This is a genomic window from Streptomyces sp. NPDC006174 (assembly GCF_040614075.1).
Taxonomy (GTDB): domain Bacteria; phylum Actinomycetota; class Actinomycetes; order Streptomycetales; family Streptomycetaceae; genus Streptomyces.
This window is the reverse complement of sequence record NZ_JBEXTJ010000007.1, coordinates 290,114-304,081: the sequence shown is the minus strand read 5'-3', so window position 1 is coordinate 304,081 and position 13,968 is coordinate 290,114. Positions and strand designations below refer to the sequence as shown.

At 73.2% G+C, this 13,968-nt stretch carries 12 protein-coding genes; 6 read left to right on the top strand and 6 right to left on the bottom strand.

From position 1 onward, the window contains the following. Positions 1 to 5: 5 nt before the first annotated feature. The 4 genes from ABZ267_RS18440 to ABZ267_RS18425 are packed head-to-tail and all read left to right on the top strand — an operon-like array spanning position 6 to position 5,252. On the top strand, positions 6 to 1,343 hold the full coding sequence (locus ABZ267_RS18440; RefSeq protein WP_356746568.1) for a phenylacetate--CoA ligase family protein: 1,338 nt from the start codon (positions 6 to 8) through the stop codon (positions 1,341 to 1,343). Beyond that, a complete protein-coding gene (locus ABZ267_RS18435; RefSeq protein ID WP_356746567.1) occupies positions 1,340 to 2,710 on the top strand; it encodes a hypothetical protein in 1,371 nt (456 codons plus the stop codon). The genes ABZ267_RS18440 and ABZ267_RS18435 overlap by 4 nt, the downstream gene beginning before the upstream one ends. Continuing rightward, positions 2,707 to 4,215 (top strand): cation:proton antiporter, encoded by a 1,509-nt coding sequence (locus ABZ267_RS18430; protein ID WP_356746566.1) that lies wholly within the window; start codon positions 2,707 to 2,709, stop codon positions 4,213 to 4,215. The genes ABZ267_RS18435 and ABZ267_RS18430 overlap by 4 nt, the downstream gene beginning before the upstream one ends. Further along, entirely contained in the window at positions 4,212 to 5,252 is a 1,041-nt protein-coding gene (locus ABZ267_RS18425; protein WP_356746565.1) for an NAD-dependent epimerase/dehydratase family protein, read from the top strand. Before ABZ267_RS18430 ends, ABZ267_RS18425 begins: the two co-directional genes overlap by 4 nt. A 72-nt stretch (positions 5,253 to 5,324) precedes the next feature. On the opposite strand, the gene ABZ267_RS18420 is transcribed toward ABZ267_RS18425, so the two are convergent. The 6 genes from ABZ267_RS18420 to ABZ267_RS18395 form a co-directional block, all read right to left on the bottom strand. Next, positions 5,325 to 6,626, bottom strand: a complete 1,302-nt coding sequence (locus ABZ267_RS18420; RefSeq protein WP_356746564.1) for a phenylacetate--CoA ligase family protein — start codon at positions 6,624 to 6,626, stop codon at positions 5,325 to 5,327. Next, entirely contained in the window at positions 6,623 to 7,357 is a 735-nt protein-coding gene (locus ABZ267_RS18415) for a hypothetical protein (RefSeq protein WP_356746563.1), read from the bottom strand. Before ABZ267_RS18415 ends, ABZ267_RS18420 begins: the two co-directional genes overlap by 4 nt. Position 7,358: 1 nt before the next feature. Continuing rightward, positions 7,359 to 7,721, bottom strand: a complete 363-nt coding sequence (locus ABZ267_RS18410) for a nuclear transport factor 2 family protein (protein ID WP_356746562.1) — start codon at positions 7,719 to 7,721, stop codon at positions 7,359 to 7,361. A 59-nt stretch (positions 7,722 to 7,780) separates the two neighbouring features. Beyond that, positions 7,781 to 8,773: a hypothetical protein gene (locus ABZ267_RS18405; protein WP_356746561.1), complete on the bottom strand. Its 993-nt coding sequence runs from the start codon at positions 8,771 to 8,773 to the stop codon at positions 7,781 to 7,783. Then, positions 8,763 to 10,517, bottom strand: coding sequence for a lysine--tRNA ligase (locus tag ABZ267_RS18400; RefSeq protein WP_356746560.1), 1,755 nt, complete (start codon positions 10,515 to 10,517; stop codon positions 8,763 to 8,765). The genes ABZ267_RS18405 and ABZ267_RS18400 overlap by 11 nt, the downstream gene beginning before the upstream one ends. Before the next feature lie 67 nt (positions 10,518 to 10,584). Then, positions 10,585 to 11,190: a response regulator transcription factor gene (locus ABZ267_RS18395; RefSeq protein WP_356363644.1), complete on the bottom strand. Its 606-nt coding sequence runs from the start codon at positions 11,188 to 11,190 to the stop codon at positions 10,585 to 10,587. 172 nt (positions 11,191 to 11,362) lie between these two features. Between ABZ267_RS18395 and ABZ267_RS18390 the strand changes: the two genes are divergently transcribed. Further along, positions 11,363 to 12,142 carry a histidine kinase gene (locus ABZ267_RS18390; RefSeq protein ID WP_356746559.1) on the top strand — a complete coding sequence of 260 codons (780 nt, stop codon included), beginning with the start codon at positions 11,363 to 11,365 and terminating at the stop codon, positions 12,140 to 12,142. Positions 12,143 to 12,179: 37 nt separating this feature from the next. After that, positions 12,180 to 13,934, top strand: a complete 1,755-nt coding sequence (locus ABZ267_RS18385) for a class I adenylate-forming enzyme family protein (RefSeq protein WP_356746558.1) — start codon at positions 12,180 to 12,182, stop codon at positions 13,932 to 13,934. Positions 13,935 to 13,968 lie beyond the last annotated feature (34 nt).

The following is a 13,968-nucleotide window of genomic DNA, read 5'->3' as shown; positions in this document are numbered from 1 at the left end:
GGACGATGTTCCTCCGAGAGGCCTGGTACGTGCCCGTCACGTACGCCCGGCAGTACGGGTCCCGGCGCGCGCTGCGCCGGCGCCAGCTCGCCCAGCTGAACCGGATGCTGGCGCACGCCCGCGCCCGGGTCCCGTACTACCGCGCGCACCCCGCCTACCGCACCGGCCCGCTGCGCTCGCTCGCCGAGGTGGCGCGGCTGCCGGTCATCGACAAGGAGGTCCTGCGGAGCCGGCCCGTGGAGGAGCTCCTCGCGGACGGATCCGATCCCGGCACCCTGCCCACCTTCCGCACCAGCGGCTCCACCGGGCGGCGGGTCACCGTCGTCCACGACCACCGCAGCCACGACTACCACCTCGCCTCCTGCGTACGCCGGTTCCTGGCCACCGGCCGCTACCGGCCCACCGACCGGCTCTCGCACATCCGGCCGTTCGCACCACCCGCGCGCGGCTACCAGAAGGCCGGGCTGTTCCGCCGCCATGTGCTGCTCACCGACCGGCCGATGGACGAGATCACGGCCGAGCTGCTCGCCGCCCGGCCACAGGTCATCATCGGCTATCCGGTCCATCTGCGGTCACTGCTAAGGGCGTTGGGCCCGGCCGAACTCACCGCTCTGCGCTCCACGTTGAGGCTGGTGATGACGGAGTCCGAGCTGCTCGTGCCGGAGCACCGGGCGCTGCTGGAGCGGGAGTTCGGGGTGCCGGTGCATGACGAGTACTCGGCGTTCGAGGTGCTCAACATCGCGTACGAGTGCCTCCACCAGCGGGCCCACCTCGCGGAGGACCGGCTGCTCGTGGAGATCCTCGGGCCGGACGGCCGGCCGGTGCCGGACGGCGGTGAGGGCCGGGTGGTGGTGACCGCGTTCATGGAGCGTGCGATGCCGCTGATCCGCTACGACCTGGGTGACGTGGGCCGGATCGACACCGGGCCGTGCCCGTGCGGCCGGCGCTTCAGGACCCTGCGGCTGACGGCGGGCCGCGTCAACGACGCCGTGACCCTGCCGAACGGCCGCCAGCTGTACCCGGACACGTTCCTGCACCTGGCCGCGACCTTTCCCGGTATCGCGGAGTGCGGTGTGGTGCAGGACCGGGAAGGCGCGGTACGGCTGAACGTCGTGCCGGACGGAGAGCTTCTCCCGGCCGCGTGGGACGAGCTGACCGCCGCGGTGCGGGAGCGGCTGCTGGCGGTGGCGGGCTGCGACTTCCCGCTGGAGGTCGTGCGGGCGGAGAGCGTCGAGATCACGGCGGGCGGCAAGGGCCGGTTCGTCACGTCGGACGCGGTGGCGCCGGTGGCGTCCGGTGCTTGCATCGCGGCCGCCGATCCGGCCCGCACCGCACCGGCGTGACCGCGACGTCCGGCGGCCCGGGCCGGGCCCCAGCACCGGACCGGGCGCCCACCGCCACCTCCTTCCGCCCCGACCGCCGTCCCACCGCACGGTCGTTGGCCTCCCTGCTCGCCGGACGCACCGCCTTCCGGCTGGCGTTGCTCGGCGCCAACGCGGTCCTGCTGGCGAGCTGGGGCGAGGCCGGGTACGAGCCGTACGCCGCCGCCATGGGCACCGCCCAGGTGCTCACCACCCTCACCACGCTCGGCATCGAGAAGTCCGCGCTGAAACTCGTCCCCAGAGCGCTGCGCACCGGACCTCAGCTCATCACCGTCCTCCTGGCCTCCGCGCTGCTGCTCGCCGGTGCGGCCGTGCTCTGGCTGGCCGGCACGGCGCTCTTCGTGCGGTCCGGCGGCGGCTCCACGGTCGCGCTGGGCCTGCTCGCCGGGCTCTACGCCGCGCTGCTCGGGCTGAACACCGTCCTGGTCGGCCTCTGCCGGGCCCTGGACCGCAACCGCGCCGACGTCCTGAACTTCGCGGCGCTGTCGCTGGTCATCGCCACCGGAGCCGGCGGAGCGAGCCTGCTCGGCTGGGGCCCGGAGGCCTTCACCGGCTGGATCCTCGGCGGCACCGCGCTCCTCAACCTGGCGCAGCTGCCGGCCCTGTACCGGGCCACCGGCCGGCCGGTGCGCGGCGGGGTCGTACGGCCGGTGATGACCACCGCCGCGCTGATGGCCTGCGGCGACATCGCGGCTTCCGGCACGGTGAGCGTCCTCTTCGTGCTGCTCGGCGCCTCCCGGCACCACGAGCAGACCGGCCACCTGTATCTGATGATCCTCGCCTCGTCGGTGCTGCTGAACGGCTTCGGCTATCTGCTGCGGCTCTTCCAGCCGCATGTGTCGCTCACTCTCCGGTCGGTGGATCCCGCCTCGCTGGACCGCCGCGTGGTCCGGCGGCTGCTGCCGGTCGCGGCCGTGGGAGCGGTGTGGAGCGCCGGGAGTCTGTGGCTGGCGTGGTCGGCGGAGCAGTCCGGGCTCGTTGCGCCACCGGTCGCCGTCCTGCTGCTGTACGTGCTCGGCGTGCCGATCGTCTTCACCGTCGGCAGCCTCAACTACCTGCTGGAGAACGCCACTCCGCACACCTTGCGGGCCACCGCCGTGAGCGCGCTGGGCGGCCTGCTCTGCGCCGTCCTGTCCGGCCTGCTCCTCGTGCCGGCGCTCGGCGCGCTCGGCGCGGTCACCGCGCTCACCGTCGGCGAGGTGGCCCACGCCGTGCTCGCCCGCCTCCTGCTCCGGAGCCGCACCTTCCGCAGCCGCGCGCCCGAGACCCGTACGACCCCGTCCATCACGCGGCCCACCGTGCCGACCGACCTTGGAGCACCACGATGACCCAGCCTCCGTCGCGCCCCGCGAAACTGCCCGCCTGGCGTGGCATCGTCTATCCGCTGCTGATCTCCGTTGCCGCCGTCGGCGTGCTCGTCGCCGCGCTCGCGTTCGGCCTCGGTACTCCGGAACCCGGTGGTACGGGAGGTGCCGGAGCCGGGCCGCCCGCCGAGGGCCCGCATGTCGCCGAGACCGTGCTCCGGGTCGTCCTCGCCCTCGCCGCGGTGGCCGCCGCCGCCACGGCGGGCGGTCTGCTGGCCCGTAAGCTCGGCCAGCCGCCGGTCATCGGCGAGATCGCCACCGGCCTGCTGCTCGGCCCGTCGTTCCTGGCCGGAATCTTTCCCGGATCCACCGAGCTGTTCTATCCGGAGGCGGCCGAACCGCTGCTCGGCGTGTTGGCGCAGGTCGGACTGATCCTCTTCATGTTCGCCGTCGGCTCCGAGTTCGACGCCTCCCAGGTGCGGCGCAGCGGACGGGTGGTCGGCGCGGTCAGCCAAGGCAGCATGATCATCCCGTTTGTGCTGGGCGTGCTGTCGGCGGCGCTGGTCTACCGGGAGTTCGCCGGCGGCGGCATCGGCTTCGTCCCGTTCGCGATCTTCCTCGGTACGGCGATGAGCATCACCGCCTTCCCGGTCCTCGCCCGGATCGTCCAGGAGTCGGGCCTGGCCCGCCATCCGCTCGGCACCATGGCCATGACCTGCGCCGCCGCCTGCGATGTGATCGCCTGGTGCGCGCTGGCCACGGCCATGGCGGTGGCGACGGCCGGCAGCGTCTGGGGCGCGGGCGGGACGGTGCTGCTCGCGGCCGCGTTCGCCGCCGTCGTCCTGATCGCCGGCCGTCCGCTGGTGCGCGCGGCAGACCGCTGGGCGGACCGTACCGGTGTGTCGTCGGCCGTCCGGCTGCTCGCGCTGCTGGTGCTCGCCTTCTCGCTGGCCTGGGTCACCGATGTGATGGGCGTCCACTCGATCTTCGGCGCCTTCCTGGCCGGGATGCTGGTCCCGCACCGGCCGGGCACCGCGCTCACCGCCGTACAGACACGGCTCGACTCGGTGAACCGCCGGCTGCTGCTGCCGCTGTTCTTCGTCTCCGTCGGCATGACCGTGGACCTCACGCAGGTCACCGGCCACGCGGGCCTGCTGCTGGCCGGGACCGTCGCGGTCGTCACGGCGGTCGTGGGCAAGCTCGCCGGTACCGCCGTCACCGCCCGTACGGCCGGACTGCCGTGGCGGATGTCGCTCGGGCTCGGTGTGCTGCTGAACGCGCGCGGTGTCACCGAGATCGTCGTGCTCCGCGCCGGACTGGACGCCGGGCTCATCAACCAGAACGCGTTCACCGTGCTCGTCGTGATGGCGGTGCTGACCACGGTCATGACCGGCCCGGCGCTGCGCCTGCTGAAACTCTCGCACCCGACCGCCGCCGCGCAGGCCACCGCTCCCGCCGAAGAGACCCCTGCCAAGGAAAGCCCCGCCAAGGAAACCTCCGCCAAGGAAAAGGAAATGGAACCGGCATGAACCTCGCCCCTCCCGTCCCCGTCTCGCTCGTCACCGGAGGCGCCGGCTTCATCGGATCGCACGTGGCCCGCGAACTGCTCGCCGCAGGCCACCGCGTCATCGTCCTCGACGACCTCAGCGGCGGCGAGCGCGCCAACGTCCCCGACGCCGCCGAGTTCCGGCACGGCAGCGTCTGCGACCCGGAGGTGGTCGACGCCGTCTTCGCCGCCCACCGCGTCGACTACGTCTTCCACCTCGCCGCGTACGCCGCCGAAGGGCTCAGCCACTTCATCAAGCGGTTCAACTACATGAACAACGTGGTCGGCAGCGTCAACCTCATCAACGCCGCCGTCAACGCGGGTACGGTTCGGTGCTTCGTCTTCACCTCGTCCATCGCGGTCTACGGCGCCAACCAACTGCCCATGAGCGAGGACCTGGTGCCCGCTCCGGAGGACCCGTACGGCATCGCGAAGTTCTCCGTCGAACAGGAACTCCGCGTCACCCACGAGATGTTCGGCATGCCGTACATCGTCTTCCGGCCGCACAACGTCTACGGCGAGTACCAGAACATCGGCGACCGCTACCGCAACGTCATCGGCATCTTCATGAACCAGGCCCTGCGCGGCGAGCCCTTCACGGTCTTCGGCGACGGCGAACAGACCCGCGCCTTCAGCTACATCAAGGACGTGGCGCCCTCCATCGCCCGGTCCGTGGAGATCCCGGAGGCGTACAACGAGGTCTTCAACATCGGCGGCGACCACGTCTACAGCGTCAACCGCATCGCCACCGCCGTCTGCGAGGCGATGGGCGTGGAGCTGCGCGTCAACCACCTGCCCGAGCGCAACGAGGTACGTGACGCCTACGCCACCCACGAGAAGGCCCGCAAGATCCTGTCCACCGGCGACCGGCACGTCGGCCTGGAGGAAGGCATCGGCAGGATGGCCGCCTGGGTCAAGGAGGTCGGTCCGCAGGAGCCGTCGGTCTTCTCCGGCATCGAGGTGGTGCGCAACCTCCCGCCGTCCTGGCGGGCCGCGCTGGAGGAGCGCCGGGCGATCTGAGCCGGTGCGGAGGTACGGAGGTACGGAGGTACGGAAAGGAGGGTCCGGCCGTGCGGCCGGACCCTCCGGGGTTCAGCGCGCGGGAGCCTCCACCTTCACGATCCTGATCTTGCCGTTGGCCTCCGGCGCGATGGAGCGCACCGCCTCGGCCCGTACGTCGAAGCCGGGAACGGCCTCCCGTACGGCCGCCGCGATCCGCTCCGTGACGGCCGTGTCGGAGGCCGCCGCGAGGACCACGCGTACCGTCACCTGACCCGGCCGCTCCTGCACCAGCTGCATCCGGGACACCTCGGCGAAGTCCTGCACCGCGTACGTGAGGAAGTCGGCGTAGAACTCCCGTCCGTCCAGCCCGCGGAACCGGTCCTGGCTGCGGCCCTGCACCCGCAGCACCACCGGCGTGCGGCGCCCGCAGCCGCAGTCGGCCGGGCCCACGGTGACCCGGTCGCCGAGCCGGTAGCGGATCAGCGGCATCGCCTCGCTGTGCAGCCGGGTCACCAGGATCTCGCCTTCCGCCTCGCGCGTCCCGTCCGCCGGTACGACCGAACCGTCGTCCTGCTCCAGCTCCACCACCACGTCCGCGGCCCGCAGATGCAGTGCGCCGCGCCGGCAGGTGCGGGCGATCGTGAACACCTCCACCGAGGCGTACACCTCGTGGCAGCGCGCGCCGAGATGGCCGAGCACCCGGGCCCGCGCGGTCGGCGTCAGCCGCTCACCGCCGAACAGCACCCGCCGCGCGGCCCCGTACCGTACGCCTCGCCGCTCCAGCTCCTCCACCACGGAGGCGATCACATGCGGGAAGCCGACGAGGAAGGTCGGCCGGGCCGCGAGGAAGGCCGCGACCTGGTCGTCCAGCGTGGTGCTGGTGTCGATGTGGAACGTACGCAGCAGCCCGAACCGCTCCAGCGGATGCCGCAGGAACGGCGTGACCCGGAAGTAGGCCATCCGGTCCCACGGCCGCAGACCCGAGGCCAGCATGTCGTACAGGTACGAGGCGCGCAGATAGCCGAGGTCGTGCTCGGAGTTGCGGATGGTGATCGGGATGCCGGAGGAGCCGCTGGTGGTGCCCGCCTTGGTGTTCGCCGTGGTGAAACCGGCCGCGAGCAGCTCCTCGGGCGCCCGGTCGTGGAACTCGGCCCGGTCCAGCGTCGGCAGCGACGGCAGGTCCTCCGGGCCGCGGAAGGCGGCCGCGGTCTCCGGTGCGACCAGCTCGCGGTAGCGCGGTACGTCCGCCTGCGCGTGCCGCACCAACTCCACCAGCAGGCGCCGCCGTTCGGCGTCGAGCCGCTCCGGCGAGGCCCGCTCCAGCCGGTGGGTCCGTACGAGGTTGCGCAGGACGGGCACGAGCCGCATGACGGGTGCCAGGGCTGAGTTCACGGTGTTCTCCCGAGGATCGGTACGCCGTGCCGGGGGCAGGAGGCGGGCGCGAAGGAGCCGGCGCCTTCCGGCCGGACGTGGACGAACGTGGGGCGGCGCCGGCGCAGCAGCGTCAGCACGGTCACGCCGCCGAGCAGCCGGGCGTGGACGCGGTCGGCGCTGAGGTGCAGCTCGCCGCAGTCGGCCGGGACGCCGCCGAGGTGGCCGAGCCACGGTTCGTACCAGAGAGCGCCGGGCGCGGGACGGTTCCGGGCGGCGGCCGCCAGAGTGAAGCGCTCGACGGCCACGGCACCGTCCAGCTGTCCGGCGTCACCGACCACCAGCGCGTCGCGGCCCGGTCCGCGAGCTCCGGTGGCGTACCGCTCGACGACGTGCGGCAGCGCGTCCGCGGTGGAGGCGAGCAGCACGCGCCAGTCGGTGCCGTACGCGCGCACGGGCTCGCGCAGCGCGGTGGTGACCTCGTACACCTGCCGGCCGCCGGTCCGGTGGCCGGCGATCCGCAGCGCGTCGCGCAGCTCCGCGAGGTGCTCGGTGGCCGGCCGGCCGGGGTCGCGGCGCGCGAGCAGCGACGAGCCGAGCGGCATGAGCAGGTGGAGCCGGAGGTCGGCCTCGTCGCGGGTGAGCGGCGGCAGGGTTCCGGTCGCCGCGTACCGCTCCCGGTAGTGCGGGACCGTGGAGACGGCTCGGCGCACGGCACGGCTGTAGCGCGTGTGGCGCTGTGGGCCGCGCATCTCAGCAGAGGGTGTTCTGGTCGTGGACGAGCAGCCAGTCGCCTTCGGTGCGGGCGAAGACCAGGCTGAGGAGGTAGCGCATCGCGTACGGCTTGCCGTCCTCGTCCAGGTCCCGGTAGCGGACGTCGAGCACCGCGACGGCGGTGTCCTGGTGCACCACGGTCCGGACCGTCTCGGTCTCCATCGTCCAGTCGGGATCCGCGAACCAGTTCTGGTGGAAGGCGCGGAGGGCCTCGGCGCCCGTCACCGTCCTCCCGTTCGGCAGGATGACCGTCGCCTCGTCGTGGACGGTGGCCATGTAGGCCGCCAGGTCGCGGGCGCGGACGGCCGCCAGGTGGCGGTCGAGTGCGGTGGTGAAGTCCATGGGTCTGCTTTCGCTGATGGGGACGGACACGTGGGTGGAGGCCGTGGGCGCGGAGGCCGTCAGAAGGGGACGGCGACCGCGTGGCGCGGGACGGTGGTGGCGCCGAAGGATTCCTTCAGCTGCCGCATACCGGGGCCGAGTTGGACGGCGGGCACGCCGGTGGCGATCAGCCGGTCGATCTCCCGGAGGTACAGGTCGAGATAGAGATCCCGGCCGCCGTCGGAGCCGGTCACCGTGGTCAGCCAGCCGTCCGGTGCGTCCAGGACCAGATCGAAGGAGACCGGCCGGCCGGAGCTCTTCTCGCGGTGCGCGAAGTACGAGGCGCCTGGCGACCGGTTGAGCCGCTCGAAGTAGGCGGGCAGCAGCGGTACGACACCGCTCGGGCGGTCCGTGTGCTTCATCCGTGTCAGCTGGTCCAGCCGGCTGGCGTGCACCGGGTCGATCGCGGCCACCGCCGACTCCACGACCAGCTCCGGATCGGCGCCGACGCGCGCGTGGAGCGCCGAAAGACGCCGCCTGCGGCCTCGGGGCAGCTCCGCGAAGTACGCGTCCATGCTCGGCCAGCGGTTGTGCAGCACGGCGTTGGGTGCGGTGGCTCGCCGCAGCCTCAACGGTCCTTCGAGGTAGTGGAGTTCGGACGCCTCGGCATCGAGGTGGACGACTCCGAGGCAGCGCGGGCCCAGCCGCCGGCGGATCGCCCGCTCGAAGGCGCGGGTGGCGGCCCGGCGTCCGGCGGTGTCCAGGCCGGGAGCGTACAGCCGTCCCGGGCTGAAGCTGTTCGGCAGATGGACCTGGAACCAGCCCGGTACCGCCGCCCGGCCGGCCGGCCGGAACCGCTGCGCGACCGGCCGGATCCCGAGCCGGCCGCAGAACGCCGCGACCGGCTCACCGGCCTCCCGCACCAGCCCGGCGAAGAGCGGCCGCCGGCTGCCCCAGGCGGCCGCCTCCAGCAGCTCCGCCTCCCAGAGCACGCAGGCGCGGTGGCCGCGCACGAAGGAGTCCCAGTCGTCGGGTACCGACGCGCCGCCAGGAGTGAAGAGTTCAGCGCGCACGGCTCGGAGCCTCCTGAAGGTCGGGGACGCGTGGGACGCCGGATCCGGCGGGCGGCTCGACGCAGAGAGGCCGTTCACCGCGAGCGCGGTAGGCCTCCAGCGCGTCGGCGAGGACGGCGGGCCCGAAGACATCGGCGAGGGTGTCGAGCCGGGGCCCGTGCTCGGTGCCGAACAGCGCGCCGTAGATCTGCCGGAACTCCGCCCGCGTGCGCCCGGCGTGTGGTGCGCCGGGGCCGGTGTGCGTGCGGAGTTGGCTGATGAGCAGGTCGAGCGGGTGGCCGGCGGCGGTCTGGGGATCGGCCGGCGCGGGATCGGCCGGAGCTCGATGACCGGCCGTGGCTTGATGACCTGCCGGGGCTTGACGACCGGCCGGAATCAGGCCGTCCGCCGGGCCACCGTCCGCAGGCGTACCGGCCGCAGGCCAGTAGCGGTCGCGGCCGTGGGTCGTGAGCCAGGCGTGCGCGTGGTCGATCCGTTCCGTCAGCAGCGGACCGTCGGCGCCGGGATGGCGGGCCGCGAGGTGGCGCCGCGCCGCCTCGGGCGCGCAGCCGTGCGCGTACAGCGCTCCGAGGACCGTACGCATCCGGGGCAGCGTCCCGTACCCGTCCGGCTCCTCGTCCGTCAGCAGCTCCCACAGCACACGGTCGCGGGCCCGGCCGTCTCCGGACGCGGACCGCGCGAACCGGTCGAACTCCTCGTACGCGCCCAGGAACGCGGCCGGCCCGAAGCCCAGCCGCAGATCGGCGAGGCAGTCGCGGCGGGCGTACAGCCACAGCACCAGCGGCACCGGGTGGACGGCGAGCAGATCGCGTACGTACGGACCACCGCCGCGCGATCCGGAGATCTTGCCGCTGCCGTGCTCGGCGCGGACCAGTCCGTACGGGACGATGACCGGCTGCGGGAAGCCGAGGTAGCGCTCGTACACCGGCAGCGTCCGGTCCATGGTGCTGCCCGCGCTGACGTGGTCCTGACCCGCCGGTTCGCAGTCGATGGACTCGTGCGCGACGCGCAGTGTCCAGTCCAGCGCCCAGGACGGCTTGACGTCCGCCGGGTCGCGGGCGGTCAGCTCGGCGCCGCACGACAGGCAGCGGTAGCGCGCGGCTCGCCGGTCCAGGCGGTGGATCTCGGTGGTGTTGCGGCCGCACTGCAGGCAGTAGACGGCGAAGAGGTCGCGCCCGTCGTCCTTGCCGAGCAGCGCCGCGAGCCGGTCCGCGTCGCGCTGGTAGCGGCGCTGGACCGTCCGGTACGCACCGGCCCGGTACCGCTCGTACTGGTAGTGGGTCCGCCAGTCGCCGCCGGGCGGGGTCCGGCCGTCCTGGTCGGCCTCCGGCGGCAGGATGCCCATGGCCCGGAGCTCGGCGAGGTAGGTGCGGCAGATCCGGGCGGCGCGCTCCCGGTGCTCGCCGAGCGGCCGCCCGCCGTGGCCCGCCAGCTCCGGGTCCCTGACGGCCTGGCCGGTCCGTACGGGGTCGTAGTCGTCGAAGCTGAGCAGGATCGCGGAACGGCGGCCCATCCGGCGCAGCGCCCGGTGCACCAGGTGCGCGCAGACGGTGTCCCGGAAGTTCCCGACGTGGAAGTAGCCGCTCGGCGACATGCTGGTCTGGATCAGGACGCGGTGGTGCGGAGGATGGCGGTCGGCGAGCCGGCGCGCGTACTCCATGGCCCAGTGCCCGGTGTACGGGTCCTGCGCGTGCGGGTCCTCGACGCGTGGGCGCTGCCTGCGCGCACGTGGTCTCCTTGGCATGGCGGGAGTACAGCGCGCGTTCCGATAAACGACCTATACGAGGCCGTATGCGCCGGCGGTGGAGAACTCACAGCCAGCCGTTCTCCTTGGCCGTGCGCAGCGCGTCGATGCGGTTGCGGGCGCCGAGCTTGTTCACGATCGTCGTGAGGTAGTTGCGGACCGTTCCCACCGACAGGTTCGTGGCGGTGGCGATCTGTCCGGTCTCCGCGCCCGCCGCGACCAGGCCCAGCACCTCCACCTCCCGCCGGGTCAGCGGATTGTCACCGATCTCCCAGGCGGACATGGCCAGTTCGGGATCGATGATCCGGCGGCCCGCACCCACCCGGCGTACGCCGTCCACCAGCTCGTCCGGCGACGCGTGCTTCGGCAGGAAGCCGCTCACCTGCGCGTCCAGCGCCCGCCAGAGCTGGCCGGGCAGCGCGACGCCGGTGAGGATCAGCGTCCGGCAGCCGGGGACCTGGTCCCGCAGCAGACCGGCGGCGGTGATGCCGTCCATGCCGGGCATGTCGATGTCGAGCACCGCCGTGTCCGCCTCCGTCCGGAGCACCGCCGGTACGACGTCGCTGCCGCTCGCGACCTGGGCCACCACCTCCATGTCCGGTTCCAGCTCCAGGAGCGCGGCCAGCGCCACCCGGATCATGTGCATGTCCTCGGCCAGCACGATCCTCTGCATGCGTCCCCCCGTTGTCCGTCCGGGCCCGGTCCTCCGACGAGGGGCCTCAGGCGGTTCCGGCGCCTTGTGTACCACCGGGAAGGGGGCCACCGGTGGGGCTCGTATAGCCGAGTGATAGCGGCGGCGGTGAAGCTCTGCCACCACCGGAGAACCGGACGCAGAGGGGGACGACATGGTGCGGGGACTGTCCGTACGGTCCGCACGGACCACGGAGAAGGCCATGGAGAGGACGACGGACGAAGGAGTGACGGCCGACCCCGTCCACCGCCGCGTCGTCGTCCGCGAACGGCTCCGCTTCGCCCGCGATCTGCACGACCTGCTCGGCCCGAGGCTCCTGGCGATCACGCTCCAGTGCGAGCTGGCGCTCCGGCTGATGGACCGCACGCCGGAGACGGCCCGGCACCGGCTGGCCGAGGCGCTCTGCGGGATGCGGGAGATCCAGGAGGAGGCCCGGCGGGTGGCGCACGGCTACCACTGCCTCTCGCTCGACACGGAGATCGAGTCCGTCCGGTGCCTGCTGGAGGCGGCCGGTCTCCGCACCGAGGCGCGCCCGGCCGGCGCGCCGCTCCCGCCGCTCCTCCAGACGGTCCTGGCCACGACGGTGCGGGAGGCGGCCGCCAACGTGCTGCGGCACAGCCGCGCCGGCAGCTGCCGGGTGGTGGTGGAGACATCGCCGGGCGAGGTGGTGCTGACGGTTTCCAACGACGGGGTCGAGGCTGTCGGGCGGCCGGGCGGCGGGATCCACGCCTCCGGGCGGCCGGGTCCTTCCGCCGTGGCCGGTGACCTCGCCGTCAGAGGGCCGGGGCTGGGGCTGTGCAGCCTCGGCGAACGGATCGCCGCCGCCGGAGGCCGGCTGACCCACGGCCCGTATCCTTCCGGTCACTACACGCTGGAGGCCCGCTTCCCGCTCTCCGGCCCCGCGCCGGACGGTCCACGGATCCCGCCGGCGTAGCGTCAGACCTGCCGAGCCAGCGCGAGAGAGGCCGCCCGTGTCCACCACCGCCCCGCCGCCACCGGACCCCGGAGCCGCCGAGCGCGCAGCGGCCCTCCTCACCGCTCCCGGCGCACCCTTCGCCGTGGTGCGGGGCGAGCGGGGCACGCTGGAGTACGCCGACGGCCCGCGCACGCTCCGGGAGTTCGTGGAGACCACCTGGGCCTATGGTGACACGCCGTTCCTGATCGCCGGTGAACACCGTTGGTCGTACGGGGAGTTCTTCGCCGCCGCGTCCGCGCTGGCCGTCCGGCTGGTCGAGCGGTACGGGCTGCGCCCCGGCGACCGGGCCGTGATCGCGATGCCGAACCACCCGGAGTGGCAGATCGCCTTCTGGGCCGCGCAACTGGCCGGTCTCATCGCCGTACCGCTCAACTCCTGGTGGACGGAGGCCGAGTTCACATACGCCCTCGACGACTGCGAGCCCGGCGTGCTGCTCGTCGACGCTGAGCGGCTGGACCGGGTCGCGGGCTGGGCGCGGCGGACCGGGACGCGCGTGGTGCTCTTCAGCGATGCCCGGAAGGCGGGTCAACTCCCGGACGGCGTCAGCCTCGAACGGTACGAGGACCTTCCCGCGCCCGATCCGCTGGCCGCGCCGCCGGACGTGGAGCCCCGGCCCGAGGACGACGCCACGATCCTCTACACCTCCGGCACCACCGGCCGGCCCAAAGGCGCGGTGGCCACGCACCTGGCCCAGGCCGGAGCCACGCTCAACCCGCGTTACCAGGCGGCCTTTTCGGCGCTCGGGCGAGGAGCGGTGCCCGGCATGGGCCCGGCTCCGGTCTCGCTGATGACGTTCCCGTTCTTCCACGTCGCCGCCTTCACCAGCTTCTACGGCGTGATGGCGGCGGGCGGCATGCTCGTCCTGATGGAGAAGTGGGACGCCGACGAGGCCCTCCGGCTCATCCGCGCCCACGGCGTCACACACTTCGCGGGTGTGCCGACGACGGCCCTCCAGCTGCTGGACGCCGCCGAGCGCACGGGCGACGAGCCGGCGAGCCTGACCCTGTTCAGCACCGGCGGCGCCGCGGCCCCGCCCGCTCTGGTCGCCCGCCTCACCGCCCGTTACGGCGAACGCGTCGAGCCGCGCAACGGCTACGGCCTCACCGAGACCAGCGGCGGCGTCCTCGCGAACATCGGCGCCGAGTACCGCGCCGACCCCGCCGCCGTCGGCCGCCCGACGCCCGTCACCGAGACCCGGATCGCGGGAGAGACGGGAGAGCTGGGAGCGGCGGGCCAGGAGGTGCCGGAGGGGCAGGTGGGAGAGCTGTGGCTGCGCGGCCAGTCGCTGTTCCGCGGCTACTGGCGTGACCCGGCCGCGACCGAGCAGGCGTTCCGGGACGGCTGGTTCCGTACGGGAGACCTCGCCGTGCGGCGCGCGGGGCGCATCGCGGTCGTCGACCGGCTCACGGACCTGGTGATCCGGGGTGGCGAGAACGTGTACTGCGTCGAGGTCGAGAGCGTCCTGCACGACCACCCGGACGTGGCTGACGCCGCCGTCCTCGGCATCCCGCACACGGTGCTGGGCGAGGAGGTCGTGGCCGTCGTCCGGCTGCGTACCGGAGCCTCGGCCACCGCCGACGTCCTGCGCGAGCACGTGGGCCGCTCACTGGCCGGGTTCAAGGTGCCGGCCTGGGTGCTGTTCACCGAGGAGCCGCTGCCACGCAACGCCACCGGCAAGCCTCTCAAGCACGAGCTCCGTGACCGGTTCGCGGCCGGCGACGCGGACTCGGCACGGCTCAGGACCGAGTGATGGTTGAGGACCCGGGCTCGGCACGGTTCAGGAC

Excerpts from the sequence above, each read along its gene's own strand:
- ABZ267_RS18410 (WP_356746562.1), bottom strand. The coding sequence starts at position 7,721 with ATGGACTTCACCACCGCACTCGACCGCCACCTGGCGGCCGTCCGCGCC.
- ABZ267_RS18395 (WP_356363644.1), bottom strand. The coding sequence starts at position 11,190 with ATGCAGAGGATCGTGCTGGCCGAGGACATGCACATGATCCGGGTGGCG.
- ABZ267_RS18430 (WP_356746566.1), top strand. The coding sequence starts at position 2,707 with ATGACCCAGCCTCCGTCGCGCCCCGCGAAACTGCCCGCCTGGCGTGGC.
- ABZ267_RS18440 (WP_356746568.1), top strand. The coding sequence starts at position 6 with ATGTTCCTCCGAGAGGCCTGGTACGTGCCCGTCACGTACGCCCGGCAG.
- ABZ267_RS18400 (WP_356746560.1), bottom strand. The coding sequence starts at position 10,517 with ATGCCAAGGAGACCACGTGCGCGCAGGCAGCGCCCACGCGTCGAGGAC.
- ABZ267_RS18390 (WP_356746559.1), top strand. The coding sequence starts at position 11,363 with ATGGTGCGGGGACTGTCCGTACGGTCCGCACGGACCACGGAGAAGGCC.
- ABZ267_RS18425 (WP_356746565.1), top strand. The coding sequence starts at position 4,212 with ATGAACCTCGCCCCTCCCGTCCCCGTCTCGCTCGTCACCGGAGGCGCC.
- ABZ267_RS18415 (WP_356746563.1), bottom strand. The coding sequence starts at position 7,357 with ATGCGCGGCCCACAGCGCCACACGCGCTACAGCCGTGCCGTGCGCCGA.